General features: G+C 73.9%; 22 protein-coding genes. 1 reads left to right on the top strand and 21 read right to left on the bottom strand.

Annotated features, from left to right (window positions below):
• Positions 1 to 59 precede the first annotated feature (59 nt).
• Both L6E17_RS14240 and L6E17_RS14235 read right to left on the bottom strand, forming a co-directional pair.
• A complete protein-coding gene (locus L6E17_RS14240; RefSeq protein ID WP_236241142.1) occupies positions 60 to 284 on the bottom strand; it encodes a hypothetical protein in 225 nt (74 codons plus the stop codon).
• A gap of 10 nt (positions 285 to 294) precedes the next feature.
• Complete coding sequence (locus L6E17_RS14235) at positions 295 to 480, bottom strand: hypothetical protein (protein ID WP_236241141.1); 186 nt, start codon at positions 478 to 480, stop codon at positions 295 to 297.
• Positions 481 to 664: 184 nt separating this feature from the next.
• On the opposite strand from L6E17_RS14235, the gene L6E17_RS14230 reads away from it, so the two are divergent.
• The gene (locus tag L6E17_RS14230; protein ID WP_236241140.1) at positions 665 to 955 is read left to right on the top strand and encodes a helix-turn-helix transcriptional regulator; all 291 of its coding nucleotides are present in this window, start codon (positions 665 to 667) and stop codon (positions 953 to 955) included.
• An 81-nt stretch (positions 956 to 1,036) separates the two neighbouring features.
• On the opposite strand, the gene L6E17_RS14225 is transcribed toward L6E17_RS14230, so the two are convergent.
• The 19 genes from L6E17_RS14225 to L6E17_RS14135 form a co-directional block, all read right to left on the bottom strand.
• The gene (locus tag L6E17_RS14225; RefSeq protein WP_236241139.1) at positions 1,037 to 1,741 is read right to left on the bottom strand and encodes a hypothetical protein; all 705 of its coding nucleotides are present in this window, start codon (positions 1,739 to 1,741) and stop codon (positions 1,037 to 1,039) included.
• An 87-nt stretch (positions 1,742 to 1,828) separates the two neighbouring features.
• Positions 1,829 to 2,545, bottom strand: a complete 717-nt coding sequence (locus tag L6E17_RS14220; RefSeq protein ID WP_236241138.1) for a hypothetical protein — start codon at positions 2,543 to 2,545, stop codon at positions 1,829 to 1,831.
• A complete protein-coding gene (locus L6E17_RS14215) occupies positions 2,542 to 2,940 on the bottom strand; it encodes a hypothetical protein (RefSeq protein WP_236241137.1) in 399 nt (132 codons plus the stop codon). The genes L6E17_RS14220 and L6E17_RS14215 overlap by 4 nt, the downstream gene beginning before the upstream one ends.
• Positions 2,937 to 3,152 carry a hypothetical protein gene (locus tag L6E17_RS14210; protein ID WP_236241136.1) on the bottom strand — a complete coding sequence of 72 codons (216 nt, stop codon included), beginning with the start codon at positions 3,150 to 3,152 and terminating at the stop codon, positions 2,937 to 2,939. The genes L6E17_RS14215 and L6E17_RS14210 overlap by 4 nt, the downstream gene beginning before the upstream one ends.
• A 60-nt stretch (positions 3,153 to 3,212) precedes the next feature.
• A complete protein-coding gene (locus L6E17_RS14205; protein WP_236241135.1) occupies positions 3,213 to 3,542 on the bottom strand; it encodes a DUF4326 domain-containing protein in 330 nt (109 codons plus the stop codon).
• Between the two features lie 75 nt (positions 3,543 to 3,617).
• Complete coding sequence (locus tag L6E17_RS14200) at positions 3,618 to 4,439, bottom strand: DNA adenine methylase (RefSeq protein ID WP_236241134.1); 822 nt, start codon at positions 4,437 to 4,439, stop codon at positions 3,618 to 3,620.
• Between the two features lie 45 nt (positions 4,440 to 4,484).
• The gene (locus L6E17_RS14195; protein ID WP_236241133.1) at positions 4,485 to 5,108 is read right to left on the bottom strand and encodes a hypothetical protein; all 624 of its coding nucleotides are present in this window, start codon (positions 5,106 to 5,108) and stop codon (positions 4,485 to 4,487) included.
• Entirely contained in the window at positions 5,105 to 6,058 is a 954-nt protein-coding gene (locus tag L6E17_RS14190; RefSeq protein WP_236241132.1) for a mucin-2, read from the bottom strand. Before L6E17_RS14190 ends, L6E17_RS14195 begins: the two co-directional genes overlap by 4 nt.
• Before the next feature lie 208 nt (positions 6,059 to 6,266).
• Positions 6,267 to 7,676, bottom strand: coding sequence for a DNA cytosine methyltransferase (locus tag L6E17_RS14185; protein ID WP_236241131.1), 1,410 nt, complete (start codon positions 7,674 to 7,676; stop codon positions 6,267 to 6,269).
• Positions 7,673 to 8,302 carry a WhiB family transcriptional regulator gene (locus L6E17_RS14180; RefSeq protein WP_236241130.1) on the bottom strand — a complete coding sequence of 210 codons (630 nt, stop codon included), beginning with the start codon at positions 8,300 to 8,302 and terminating at the stop codon, positions 7,673 to 7,675. The genes L6E17_RS14185 and L6E17_RS14180 overlap by 4 nt, the downstream gene beginning before the upstream one ends.
• Positions 8,299 to 8,652, bottom strand: a complete 354-nt coding sequence (locus tag L6E17_RS14175) for a hypothetical protein (RefSeq protein ID WP_236241129.1) — start codon at positions 8,650 to 8,652, stop codon at positions 8,299 to 8,301. Before L6E17_RS14175 ends, L6E17_RS14180 begins: the two co-directional genes overlap by 4 nt.
• The gene (locus L6E17_RS14170; RefSeq protein ID WP_236241128.1) at positions 8,649 to 9,413 is read right to left on the bottom strand and encodes a hypothetical protein; all 765 of its coding nucleotides are present in this window, start codon (positions 9,411 to 9,413) and stop codon (positions 8,649 to 8,651) included. Before L6E17_RS14170 ends, L6E17_RS14175 begins: the two co-directional genes overlap by 4 nt.
• Positions 9,410 to 9,844, bottom strand: a complete 435-nt coding sequence (locus L6E17_RS14165) for an HNH endonuclease signature motif containing protein (protein WP_236241127.1) — start codon at positions 9,842 to 9,844, stop codon at positions 9,410 to 9,412. Before L6E17_RS14165 ends, L6E17_RS14170 begins: the two co-directional genes overlap by 4 nt.
• Complete coding sequence (locus tag L6E17_RS14160) at positions 9,841 to 10,737, bottom strand: PD-(D/E)XK nuclease-like domain-containing protein (protein WP_236241126.1); 897 nt, start codon at positions 10,735 to 10,737, stop codon at positions 9,841 to 9,843. The genes L6E17_RS14165 and L6E17_RS14160 overlap by 4 nt, the downstream gene beginning before the upstream one ends.
• The gene (locus L6E17_RS14155) at positions 10,734 to 11,513 is read right to left on the bottom strand and encodes a hypothetical protein (RefSeq protein WP_236241125.1); all 780 of its coding nucleotides are present in this window, start codon (positions 11,511 to 11,513) and stop codon (positions 10,734 to 10,736) included. The genes L6E17_RS14160 and L6E17_RS14155 overlap by 4 nt, the downstream gene beginning before the upstream one ends.
• On the bottom strand, positions 11,510 to 11,680 hold the full coding sequence (locus tag L6E17_RS14150) for a hypothetical protein (RefSeq protein ID WP_236241124.1): 171 nt from the start codon (positions 11,678 to 11,680) through the stop codon (positions 11,510 to 11,512). The genes L6E17_RS14155 and L6E17_RS14150 overlap by 4 nt, the downstream gene beginning before the upstream one ends.
• Positions 11,681 to 11,727: 47 nt before the next feature.
• Positions 11,728 to 12,027 carry a hypothetical protein gene (locus L6E17_RS14145; protein WP_236241123.1) on the bottom strand — a complete coding sequence of 100 codons (300 nt, stop codon included), beginning with the start codon at positions 12,025 to 12,027 and terminating at the stop codon, positions 11,728 to 11,730.
• A complete protein-coding gene (locus L6E17_RS14140) occupies positions 12,027 to 12,263 on the bottom strand; it encodes a hypothetical protein (protein ID WP_236241122.1) in 237 nt (78 codons plus the stop codon). Before L6E17_RS14140 ends, L6E17_RS14145 begins: the two co-directional genes overlap by 1 nt.
• Positions 12,264 to 12,342: 79 nt before the next feature.
• Positions 12,343 to 12,726, bottom strand: coding sequence for a hypothetical protein (locus L6E17_RS14135; protein ID WP_236241121.1), 384 nt, complete (start codon positions 12,724 to 12,726; stop codon positions 12,343 to 12,345).
• Between the last annotated feature and the right edge of the window lie 11 nt (positions 12,727 to 12,737).

Genomic DNA, 12,737 nt, shown 5'->3' with positions numbered 1-12,737 from the left:
GCTCCGGGCGTGTGGGGGCCGGGCCCGCGGGGTGTGGGCCCGGCCGGGTGACGGGTCGGTCAGGCGGGGCGGGGCAGGGCGCGGCAGGTCTCGGCGTGGCCTTGGGCGCGCTCGCGGGCGACCCGCTCGATGACCGAGATTCCGTGGGTTGTGTAGCCGCATCCGGTGCAGCGGTAGTACGTGTGGTCGCCGCAGCCGGTGAGGTCGACGGTCGCGCCGGCGACGGTGAGGTAGCGGGCGATGACGCTCTTCGGCCAGGCGGTGGGGAAGGCGGTGTTCTGCATGGGGTGCTCCTTAGCGGGGGGTGTTAGCGGTGGCGGAGTCGTGGGCGTGGGCGATGGCGAGGGCGTGCTGGTTGCGTGCGGCGGCGCGGCGGGCCGGGTTCTGGGCGGCGGCGTAGTCGGCGGCGGCCTGCTGCTGGAGGGCGCGGACGCGTTGGAGGGCTTCGTCCTGCTGGGTGGTCTGGGTACGCTCTGGCATGGCTGTTCCTCCTGGTAGGCAGGTGGGATGGCTGGCCCCGGTCGGTGTGTGGAAGCCCGACCGGGGCCGTCTTGTTGGAGCACGGGGACGCGCTCGTTCCGCCGTACAGCGGACGATTGTCACCGTACAGCGGGAGCTGTACGGTTGTCCAGAGTGGACGCGCTCCCCCGAGAAGGGAGCAGCCTTGGCCGAACAGCCGGACGACGAGAAGGAGGTGCGGCTCGTGATTGAGACCGTCGACGCACTGGAGCGGATGACCGATCCGGTCGAGCGAGCGAAGCGCGCGGGCGCGCTGCTGGCTGAGTGGCCCGTGCAGGGCTCACGGCTCCGGGAAATCCGGCAGGCCGCCGTGGTAGCGCTGCGGGAGCAGAACGTCAGCTACCGGCAGATCGCGAAGACGTTGGGCATCTCCCTGGCCCGAGTGCAGCAGATCGAGGCTGGCGAACGGGGCCGCAAGGCGAAGCCCGCCGAGTAGCCGCGCCGCACGCGAGACCCCCGCCCGCTTGTCGGGTCGGGGGTCTCGTCGTGTCCGGACCCGGTCCGGATCGGGTGCGGGTCAGGCGGCGACGACGCCGGACTCGGTCCACAGGGCTCCGCACCCGCGGCAGCGGGCGACGGGCTGGGCGCCGGCGCCGCCGTAGACCTCGATGTGGCCTCCACAGGGGCAGGGGTGGGTGTCGGTGAGGGTGCGGCGGTGGTCGGCGAGGTCGAGTGTGTGCTCGACGCGGCGGGCGGCCTCGGCGGCGACGCGGGCGATGTGGCGGCTGTGTGCCTCGGTGAGGGGCCGGAACGGGCCGGGGGCGCCCTGGATGCGGGCGAGGAGCCACAGGGCGGCGTAGGGGGCGCCTGGGCGGGTGCCGGTCCACCGCCAGCGGCGCGGGTCGCGGCGGTCCTGGAGGACGAGGAGTTCGCGTCGGCGCCGGTCGGCCTCGGGGTAGCCGGCGGGGAGGGGGCTCATGACGGGTCGCTGGACGGCGTCGGCGATCTGGTCGGCGGTGGCGACGAGGGCGGTCTCGACGGTGCGCATGGTGTCGAGGACGCGGATGGAGAGGGGCGCCGCGGTGTGGCCGAGCTGCTCGGGGGACCGCTCCAGGGAGCGGAGCTGGCGGGCCTCGTCGGCGTCGTACTGCTCCAGGGCGGTGAGGTAGGTGCGGAGGCCGGTGGGGGGCCAGGTGGTGGGGGTGGTGCCGAGGGTCTGGCGGAGGTCGGTCCAGTGGAGTGCGGTGGTGCGGAGGTTGTGCGCGGTGGCGGTGGTGGTCACGCGGGCTCCTGTGGTGCGGGTGCGTAGGGTGGGCGGAGCGCCGGGGGCGCGCCGGGCCTGGGGAGGTGTGGGCGCGCCCCTTCGTCGTCAGGGGGTGGTGTGGTCGGGGCAGCGGGGGCAGAGTTCGAGCCCGGCCTGTGTGGGCGGGCAGTCGCACTGCTCCTTGGTGTGGGTGGGCTCGTCGAGGGCGGCGCGGATGCGGCGGATCGCGGCGAGGTACGCGCCGCTGTAGGCGTGGCCCTGGAGGTGGGTGCGAACTTCTTCTTCGATCCGGTCGCACTCGGCGGCGGCGCGTTCGGCGCGCTGCTCGGCGCGGTCGCCGCGTTCCTGCCAGGCGTACCGTTCGGCGGCCATCTCCTGCCGCTGGTCGAGGAGGCGACGGCTCACGTCCCGCTCGGCGGCCAGCTCGTCGCGGAGTTGCTGTATTTCGGTGTCGCGCACGGCGAGGATCGCGTCGGTGGTGTCGCGGACGGCCTGCGCGGTCTCCGCGATGTGCTGGGGGACGAGGCGCCCGGCGCTGTCGAGAAGGACGCGGCTGATGGCGGTGGCGTACTGGTCGCGGAGGCTGTCCGGGGCAGGCTCCTCGGGGTGGCGCCACCACGTGGCGCCGTCGGGCGCCCGGTGGACGGGGCCGCCGTGTCCGTGGCGGAGGGTGCACGGACCGATCGGGGTGTTGAACGGGCCGACGAGTGACGCCTCGCAGGCACGCCCCTCAAGGGCTTCCAGGCGTGCGTAGAGCGCGTCGAGGTCGTTGTCGGCCATCTGGTCCAGGCGGGGCCTGCGGGGCGGCTCAGGGGTGCTCACAGCGCCTCCTCGGGCTGGGTGTGGAGGATGGCGCGGGCCACAGCGAGGGCGTTGCGGATCGCCCCGTCGGGGTGGGGCTCGGCCACGGGGGTGCCGGTCTCGGCGTGGTGGAGGTCGGCGTACAGGGAGGCGAGCTTGGCCGTGTGCTCCAGCCAGTCGGCGAGCGCGGTCCCAATGGCGGGGGCCATCGCGACCACGTACCGGTTCACGGCCTCCAGGCGGGCGGCGTAGGTCTCGATGAGGACGCTCGGCTCGTCGGGGTGGTCGATGACGACGGGGCTGCGGCTGCCGAGGGTGTGGCCGGTGTGCCAGTGCGGGCGGTTCTCGTGGGTGGCGCGCTCGGCGAGGTCGCGCAGGAGGGCGGCGGCGGTGCGGAGTTCGTCGGCGGGGGTCACAGCGCCTCCAGGACGTATCCGGTGCGGCGGGGCTGGCCGGTGCGGGTGACGGGGGTCTGGTGCAGGGCGGTGACGAGGATCCAGCGGCCCCGCTGACCAGTGGCGGCGTCGACGGCCCAAGCGTGGGTGCGGCCGGGGGTGTAGCTCTGGATGAGGATGCGGGGTCCGCCGCGGGGGGTGGCGGAGCGGTAGGTCTGGCCGGGGGTGATCACGGGCGTTCCTGTCGGTGGTGGCGGTCCAGTAGGCGAGGACCGTGGCGAGCGCTCTGAGGGTCACGGGCGCTCCTCGGTGGCGTTGGCGTAGCGCAGCAGCACGTCCGCGTGGCAGGGCTGGTCGAGCGGGCACCAGCACATGAGGTCGCGGCCGGCGAGGTCGCGGCGGATCTCGTCGTCGGACGGGTACGCGGCGAGGTGTTCCGGGTGGGGTGCGTCGTGGCGGGTGCCGAGGAGGTTGATGAACAGCCCTGTGGCGGTCCGGCGCTCCTGCTCGGTGCTGCTGTAGGTCGGGAAAGGGTTGCCCCAGCGGGTGGGCCGTCCGACGTAGACGGCGCCTGCGGGGGCGCGCCAACCGCGGGCGCGGCGGCGCTGGATACGGGCGGGCACGGTGGTCTCCTGGGGTGAGGTGGTGGATGCTGGGAGCGGTCCCGCCCCGCTTGCCTCGGGGTGGGACCGGCTGGGTCAGGCGGTGGCGTGGACGGCGAACAGCTCGTCCTGTCCTGCGAGGGGCCGGTTGGCCCACAGGACCTCTGTGCGTCCCTTCGAGGCCTGCGCGTTGCCGGTCATGGTCTGCTGCTCGTACCGGTGCCAGCCTGCGTACAGCTCGGCGTACAGGGGGCTGTCGTAGCCGGAGAGGACGACCGTGGCGCGGCAGGCGTGGAGTGCGGCCGCGAGTTCGCGGTGCTCGGCCTCGCCCTTCATCTCGACGCGGTAGTTCGACCACGGGCGGGTGCTGCCGAGGTAGGGAGGGTCGACGTACAGCAGCACGTCACAGTTGGCGCCGTACTTGGCGATGATGTCGAGAGCGGGCAGGGCCTCCAGGGACACGTGGTGGAGGCGCTCTGCCGCGGCGGCGAGCCGGTCGACGTAGGCGTCCATGTAGCCGGGCATGCCGAGGGTGGAACCGGCGGGGGCGATGTAGTGACGCCAGCCGGTTTGGCGGAGGGTGCCGGCGCGACCCTGGGCGAGGCGGCACCAGATCCGGCGGGCGAGCTCCAATTCGTCGCCAGCGGCCTCGTGGGCGGCCGCGAGTTCGGTGCGGGAGTGCGGGGTGAGCGCGCACGCCCGGATGAGCTCGGTGGGCCGGTCGCGCAGGACGCGCCAGAACGTCATCAGCTCGCCGTCGAGGTCGTTGACGGTCTCCATCGGCGCGGCCGGCTTGGCGAGGAGGACGGACAGGCCGCCGCAGTACGGCTCAACGTAGTGGCCGTGTTCGGGGAGCAGCGACGCGATCCACGGGGCGATGCGCTGCTTGCTGCCGAAGTACGGGACCGGGCTCTTCACGGCGGGTCTCCTTGTGTCGGGTGGGTGGTGGAACCGGGTCGCCGGTCACGCGGCGGGCTGGGCGGCGGTGTCGATGCGGGACGGGTGGGGGTGGGTGAGGCGGCGGCCGGTGGCGGTGGTGCACGGGCGGCGCGGTTCCGCCCGGCAGTACGGGCAGGGCACGGCGCGCCAGGTCGGGCTGGGCGGCTGCTCACTGGTGCGGGGGGTGAGGGCGTCGCGGACGTGCTGCGGCATGTAGGCGCCGAGCTGCTCCAGGCGTCGGGTGACCTCTGCGGCGGCGGGGCCGGCGGTGATGGCCCGGGTGGTGTCCGGCTGCTGCATGCCGGTGGCGACGGCGTGGCGCTCGGCGGCGAGGGCCCGCCGGTAGCCGGCTTCGTCGTCGGGGTCGAGCTGGGGGTGCTTCAGCGGCTCGAAAGTGCCGGTGTGGCGGGTGAGGCGGTCGCGGACATCCGCGTGCCAGCGCGTGGCGATGTCCGCGGGGAGGATCGGGTAGGTCGCTCGCTCGTAGTGCTGCTGGGCGTAGCGGATGGCGGCGTCGTAGGGCACGTCGGCGAGGATCCCGGCCCACATGTGGATTTGGGCGCGGAGTTCGATGTGGTCGGTGCGGCGGACGCGGGGGTCTGCGAGGGCGATCTGGGCGAGGAGCTGGGGCACTTCGGACGGGTTCACGGGGTGCCTCCTTCGGCGGCGCGGAGTTCGGCGGCGATGGCCTGCATCTCGGTCAGGTAGGTCTGGGCGGGGGACGGGGGGCCGGTGAAGGCGCCGGGCGTGCTGGGCGCGGCGGGGGCTTGGAGGCCGATCCAGCCGCGGAGGAAGTAGCGGGCACTGTGGGGCTTGTCGCGGGCGGCTTGCCAGGAGCGGGCGGCGTAGTCGACGAGGTCGTTGATGCCGACGCGGCGGACGGCGTCGCGGAGGTCGAGCCATTCGCTGCCGCTGAAGGTCCAGGTGACGCGCATGCCGCGGGCGCCCATGGCGTCGATGAGGGGTTGGATCTCTCCTCGTCCGCTGACGGGAGCGACCTCGGCGGCGGGCTTGGCTGCGGAGGGGGGAGGGGGAGGAGGTACCTCCGTAGGAGGTACCTGGTATGGCGTGGATGTGGCTTGGGCAGGCGTGACGCCTGGCAGGCCCGTGCGGTGTGACAGGCCCCCCTGGCCTGCGGCGGAGTCGGGAAACTGGGGTTCGTTTCCGTCTCGATCCGCGCTCGAATCGTCGCCGGTTGTATCGTGAATGTTCTTCGATTCGTTGGCGTTTTCGGTGCGCTTTCTGGCTTGGCGGCTCTTCGCGGCCCGCTCCGCGGCACCCTTCCGGCTCGCCTCCACCTGGGCGCGGGTGGCGTTCCGGCCGCCCTCGAAGAAGTCGTGGACGACGTAGTCACCGGGCTTCGGCTGCGGGCAGCGCGGGCAGTCGTGGCCCGGCTCGTGCCACAGGCCGACCTTGACGAGCTTCCGGGCCTGCGGGGCGGTGCCGTACAGGCCGGCGATGACGCCGGGCACGATGCCCTCGGTGAGGTGCTGGGCGGAGTAGGCGCCGCACCGGACGAACAAGCCGATGGCGGCGTTGCCCGCGGCCACGAACTTGGGGTGGCTGTGGGACGCGTCATCGATCTTGAACCAGGGCATCGGGCCTTCTCTCCGGTCGTTCAGCGTGCGGTCGGTGCGGTGTGGGGGCCCGGGGCGTGGTGGCCCCGGGCCAGGGGCGGTCAGGTAGGCGGCCGGGGCCGTGGTCGGGGTGCGTGGTGGTCGCAGCGCCAGCCCGCGGGGTACAGCCGGACCCGTCCCGCGTGGCCGGGCCGGCAGTCGCCGCACACCGGCGGCGGACGGCGGGCGGTCACCGGGAGCTCGGGGGCTCGTAGTCGGCGCCGAGAACCGCAGAGGCGACCATGGCGAACAGGTCCCGGGCCGCGGGCGGGGTGACGGCGTTCCCGGCCATCCGCACGCGCTCGCGCTTGTTACCGAGCCAGATGTAGTCCTCGGGGAACTCCATGGCCCGCGCGTACTCGGCGGGCCCCAGCATCCGGAAGCCCAGCTCCTCTACGGCCGTGACGGTGGCGCCCTGGAGGAGGCCGTGCCGGTCGACGGCGGTGACCGTGGGGAGCGGCTCGGCGGCCGGGCGCGGGGTGGCGTTGCCGTAGTAGGGCACGACCAGGTTCGGGACGGTGAGGCCGTGGTGGTTGCCGGACGCGCACACGGTCGCCAGCGGAGCGGTGACGGGCCGGTGCTTGGAGCCGCCGCCGCGTAGCTCGACCACGTACGGCGGCACCGCGAGCCCGGTTTCGTTCCTGGCCGTGCAGGTCCGCATCGGCTCGTCCGCCGGCCGGGCGGTCTTTCCGTCGCGGCCTTCGACGGGGACGAGGAGCAGCTGGGCGTACGCGTTGAACCCGTCGCGGACGCGCTGCATGGTCTTGGCGGCGAGGGGCCGGGTCCGGTCGGCGATGCGCTGGGCCGGGAGGGTCCAGTCGATGGCGTCGGCGGCGGGCCGAACGGTGGGGTGCACTTCGGCGTGGCAGCGGGCCGTGGGGCAGCGCCACACGTACTGGGCGCGGTACTTGCCGTAGCGGCGGTCGGGGTTCTTCCACGCCTGGATCGCCCGTCCGGTGCGGTCGCAGCGGGCGCAGTGCGCCATGGGTCGGGTCCAGCGCTCGAAGTCCGGGGCGCGTTCGCCGTCGAGCCACAGCACCACGTACATGCGGTCGCGGGACTGTGGGGCGCCGGGGCCGAGGGCCTGGGCGTGCATGGAGTTGAGGTAGACGACACGGAGCCGGTAGTTCATGGCCTGGAACGCGGCGATCCACGCGGGCCACAGCACCCACTGGCGGGCATCGACGACGTTCTCGACGATGATCGCCCGGTAGCGGTGGTACTCCGCGAACCGGACGACGTCCCACATCGTCGCCCGGGAGCGTTCGGCGGCCTCGTCCGGGAGGATCTCCCCGAACAGGTCCGGCGTCGCGTCCTGGTGGCGCCGCTTGCCCTGCGCGATGGAGTGGTTCGTGCACGACGGGGAGAACCACGCGAACGTGGTGGTCGGGTACCTGCGGGGGTCGACCTGGGAGATGTCGGCGCAGTCGTGGGCGGTGTCGGGGTGGTTGGCGTTGTGGACGTCGACCGCGAGGCGCCAGTGGTTCAGTGCGGTACGGACGATGACGCCTGCCTGGACGGCGCCCGTGGAGGAGCCACCGGCACCAGCGAACCCGTCGGTGGTGTCCGCGGCGAGCGTGCGGCGGTTCATGAGCCTCATGCGGCGGCCCTCCCGTCCTGCTGGACGCGGTCCCGCTCGTCCGCGAGGTGCGCGACACAGCGGGCCACGTCGCAGGTGCGGCGAACCCACCCCTGCGGAGCACGGCGGCGGGTGACCATGAAGGCGACCTGGTTAGGGGTGTAGACCCGTCCGGCCAGGTCCAGCCCGTTCTTCCCCGACCACACCCGGTGCCCGTCGAGGTCGGCCGGGGCCGCGTGCTCCTCGTAGTACTCCCGGATCCCGTCCAAGGACCGACGGCGGCGCCGCGGCGGCATCAGGGCGGAGGCGAACACTTCCGCCCGGGAGCGGCCCTGCCGGAGCAGGGTGTGCATGTAGGCGCGCTGTTCGGGCGTGGTGCCGGCGCAGATTCCGTGCCGGTGCCTGGCCGCGGCCGAGCCCTCGTTATCGAGGGCGGCGGTCAGGCACTCGATGCGGACGGGGCAGAGGTTGCAGTAGTCGCGGCGGGCGGTTTCGATGCCGGCGGCGTCGGTGGGATGGGGGTACATGGTGTCGTCGGCCAGCCCGCGGCAGGCCGCGCGGTCCTGCCACGCAGCGCTGCGGGTGGCCCCGGCCGCGGCCGGGAGAGTCAGGCTCGTCCCGGCCGCGGGGGTCTGGGTGGCGGTCACGCGGCCCACCGCCGGTCGTAGCTGGCGCGCGCGGCGGCCTCGTTCGCGGCCTGTAGCAGGGCGAGCCGGTCGTGCAGCTCGCGGGCAGTCCGGCGCTCCAGGTGCAGGCGGCGCCGCAGCTCCGCGGTCTGCGCGTCGTCGGGGCGGCCGGCACGCAGCTCGGCCACCGTCGAGTGCAGGACGCGGATCTGCCGGTCCAGGTCGTCGACGAGGTGCGGGTCACCGGTGCGGGCCAGGGTCCGGGCCCGGTCCTGCTCGGCGGCGAGCTGCTGCTCCAACTCCCGGATCCGGGCAGCCTGGGCGGTGATGACGGTCTGGGCGGTACGGAGGCGGCGGATGAGACGCATCACCGGTCACCGCCCTTCGAGCCCGGCTCGGCGGCCGACGGCCAGTCGGACTGCTCACCCCCGGCGGTGAGTTCGTCGGCGGTCACGCGCGGGGCGCCGCCGGGGCTGGCGGCCTCGGCGTCCGGGCCGAGGATCTCGTCGGCGCTGACTCGGGGCGCGGCCACGCGCTCGGCGAACTCTCCGTCGCCCGCCGTCGCCAGTTCCTCGGCGGCGTACGGCATGGCGTGCAGCACGTCGGAGGCGATCAGCCGGCAGATCTCCCCCGTCGCGCGGGCGACGAGCATCGTCTTCGGCTGCTTCTTCCACTCCGACTTACTGAGGAGTCCGAGCCCGCCCGCGCGGTCCAGGTCCCACTCGACGACCTGCCACTCCTCCTCGCCCTTGCGGCGGCCCCGCATTTGGCAGTACTGCGGCGTGGACTCGACGAGCTGGACGCTGTGCCCGTGAGACTGGACCAGGCCCCGCATCGCGTGGGCCCGCAGCGCCGGGGTCCCCTGAATGACGTCCATCGAACGGAGCGTCGCCATCGGCCGGAGACCCAGCTCCTGCCCGGCGAGGATCGCGGCCGTGATGTCCTCGGGCTTCCCCCGCAGGGAAGCCGGGACGAACGACGTCTTCGCCAGCGATGTAGCGATCTGCGCGGCCTGCCGCGCCTCCTGCACCCACAGCAGCAGCTCGCTGGTCATGGGCTCCGGTCGGTCGGCCAGCGGCACGTCGGCGCGGGTGGCGATGGTCTGGTCTTCGTGGATGGCGATCTCGGTCATGCGGCGGTCTTCTTTCGGGCGCGGTACCGGCGGTTGGCGGCGTTGTGGCAGGCGCGGCAGGCTCGGCCGTGGCTGCCGTTCGGCAGGGTGTTGTCGGGCGTGAACGGGTGGCCGTTCCGGCAGGCGGACCGACGCGGGACCCCGGCGGCCTGGGCGCCGCGCGCGACGTTCACCGCGCGGCTCACCGGCTCCAGGTGGTCGGGGTTGCAGCAGGACCGGACACGGCACAGGTGGTCGAGCTCCAGCCCGTCGGGGATGGGGCCGACGAGAAGCTCCCACACCGCGCGGTGCACCACGGTTGTTCCGTCGCGCCGGCCGCGGCTGATGACGCCGTATCCGCCGCGGTTGCTGGCGCCGGTCCAAACCCAGCAGGAGCCGGCCAGTTCGACGCGGGGGAAGAGGCGGTCCGCGAGGGGGGTTATGCGCCTCACAGGTACTCCTCGGTGTCGCGGATCTGCGCCCAGGTGGGCAGGGAGAGGTAGAGGGGGGTGGCGGTGTCGGCGTAGCCGGGCCAGTGCCCGGACTTGACGCAGCGCGCGTAGGTGTCGATGGCGCGGCGGTTCTTCGCGGCGCCGATCCGCATCGCGATCGAGTCCAGCTCGACGACGGTGACGACGTACGGCGGCGTCTTCTCCTGCACCACGAACACGAACGCGGGTGCCTGGTCGAGGCCGAGCGCGCGGACCCCGTCGAGGTACCAGGCGGCCTGCTGGTGGTAGCCGTGGTCCGCCACCGCTCGGGCGATCCCCTCGGGGGATGCGTCGCGGGCCGTCTTGTAGTCCGGCACGATCAGCCGCCCGTCCCGGCGGTGGCGCAGCCAGTCCAGGCGGGCCCGCCGCATCACGCCGGTCGGCTCGTCCCGCCAGAACAGCGACACCTCCGGCCGCCCGCTTCCGGGGGCGAACAGGGCCGCGGCGAGCGGGTGGCGGCGCAGCGCGTCGGCCATCGCGTGGACCTGCTCGTACTCCGGGGGCAGGAGCGGCACCCCGCCGGCGGCGTACACCTCGTCCCGCTCGGCGCGGGCGGCCTTGGTGCGCCAGTCGTCGGCGTCGACGCACACCAGCTTGGGGCCGTCGCCGAGAACGAGCCGGTGCGCGGCTGTCCCCAGGTCGAACGCCGGCTTGTGGGGCTGGGGGTGGTCCTGCTCGTACCGGAACACGGCCGGGCACGCGGCCAGCAGACGGCGGGCGCCAGTGGAGGAAAGGGAGCCGGGGTCGGCGTGGTACTGGTCGGCGGGGAGGTCGTAGTGGATGCCGGGCTCGATCGGGTCGGGCCCGGCGGCCGGGGCCTGCGCGGCCCCGGCCTGCACGGGTGCGGTCGTCATCCGGCACCACCGCCGATCACGTCGATGTGGCTCCCGGTGGTCATGTGGTGGAGGAGGGTGATGGCACTGCGCTGGAGGGTGGTGACGGTGGGCTGGAGTGCGGCACTGGCGGCGTCCCAGGCAGCGGTCCCGGCGGCGTCCCAGGCAGCGGCCCTGGCGGCGGCACTGGCGGCGGCCCTGGCGGCGTCCCAGGCAGCGGTCCCGGCGGCGGCCCTGGCGGCGTCCCAGGCAGCGGCCCTGGCGGCGTCCCAGGCGGCGGCACTGGCGGCGGCCCTGGCGGCGTCCCAGGCAGCGGCCCAGGCAGCGGCCCAGGCAGCGGCACTGGCAGCGGCCCTGGCGGCGGCCCTGGCGATGCGTGCCTTCTCGCGCACCGCACGGACCACCAGACCAGCCGCCTCGGCCGACCCGATGTCCACGATCTGCGGCAGCCCCCGCACCTGTGCCGCCTCCACATCCAGGCCCGCCACATCCAGCCATGCCGGCAGATACGTGCGGATCAGCCAGTCCACCGCCAGGTAGCCGCGCTTCTCGTCTCGGCCGTCGCCGGCGGTACCGGCCATCAGCGGCACCAGCGGCACCAGCTCCTGCCGCAGGCTGTGCGGCAGGGCGTCGTTCAGGTTGCGGCCGAACGCCCCCAGGACGGGGCTCACGCACTGCGGGGCGTCGCTGTGGCTCTCGCCCGCCCACCAGGCGACAGCCTCCAGCAGGCACACCCCGTCGTCGCGGGTAGCGTGCTGCCCCTGGCCGAGGGTCAGTACAGACAAGTCGATGGTCACGCGGTCCTCCGGTCGGTCTGGTGGGGCAGCGGGTGGGCGGCGAAGTAGCGGCGGGTCGCGGCGTGGGAGGGGTGCCGGATCGCGGCCAGGCAGGCGGGGTAGCCGTCCTCCGCCGCCACCAGGTCACCGAGGTCGGCGTCCGTCGCGGCCGGCAGAGTCAGGGCCATGCAGCCCAGGGCGTGCGGCCACTCGCCGCAGTCACAGAAGCGGCCGATCACCGGACCTCACCGGCCCCCGCGGCCAGGGACCGCACCGCGTCCGCCCACACCCGGTCCAGACCGACGTACCGGCCGTACACCACGCACTCGTCGTCCGACAGCAGCACCCGCGCCTCGAACGCCCCCGCGGGCTGGTACGGCAGGATCAAGTCCCCCGTACGGATCCGGTGAGCGGTGCTGTCCGCGGTATACGACGCCCGGTAGCTGTGCACCCGCACCCACTCCCCGGGTTGCCGCAGCATCCGGGCGGCACTCGTGATGTGGTCGGCGTGGGGACGCTTCGGCCAACGGGCCATCACGCGGCTCCCCTCGTGGAGATGCGGTTGAGGCGGAACACTCGCCGCCACGGGGTCGTGTCGTCCAGGAGCAGTAGCCCCTCACGGACGAGCTGGGCCAGGCCAGCACGGGCCGTCGCGCGCTTCGGCGCGTCGACACCGCGGGCCCGGTAGAAGTGCTGCACGCGGTGGGTGGTCCACTCGCCCTGGTAGTCGCGGACCGCGGCCCGCAGCAGCTGAAGACGCTCGGCGCTCACCGGGTACCCCCGAGCAGGACCTGAAGGGCGAGGTAGACGGCCGTGAGGCCGGCGAGGAGCAGCAGCCAGGCGACGACGGTCACGACCCCACCCCCGGCTCGCCGTGGTCCCGGCACCGCAGCCCGACGAACTCCCCGTCCCGGCCCCGGTACTTGATCCAGCCCCGGCCGTCGCCGTCCCGGTCCGTACGGCACTGGCACGCGCCCGGGGCGTGCCGCTCAGCGGCGGACGGGGAGCGTTCGGCGAGCATCTCCACCGCGGCGTCCGTCAGCGTGTACACCACCGGGTCCTCGTCCACGCACCGCGTCGACCCGTCCCCGACCCGCGCCTCCAGCTCCGCCACCCGCTCCCGCAACCGGCGCATCTCCGCCGCGGTCTCCGGCGACTGGAGCATGCACGCCGCCTCCAGCGACGCCGCGATCCCCGCCGCCGTCTGCCGCGTCTTCATCGCGGCCAAGATCACGCCAGCCGCCG

It is taken from the genome of Streptomyces sp. CC228A, from assembly GCF_021390935.1.
In the GTDB taxonomy this organism is placed as follows: Bacteria; Actinomycetota; Actinomycetes; order Streptomycetales; family Streptomycetaceae; genus Streptomyces.
This window is presented reverse-complemented; position numbering and strand designations above follow the sequence as displayed.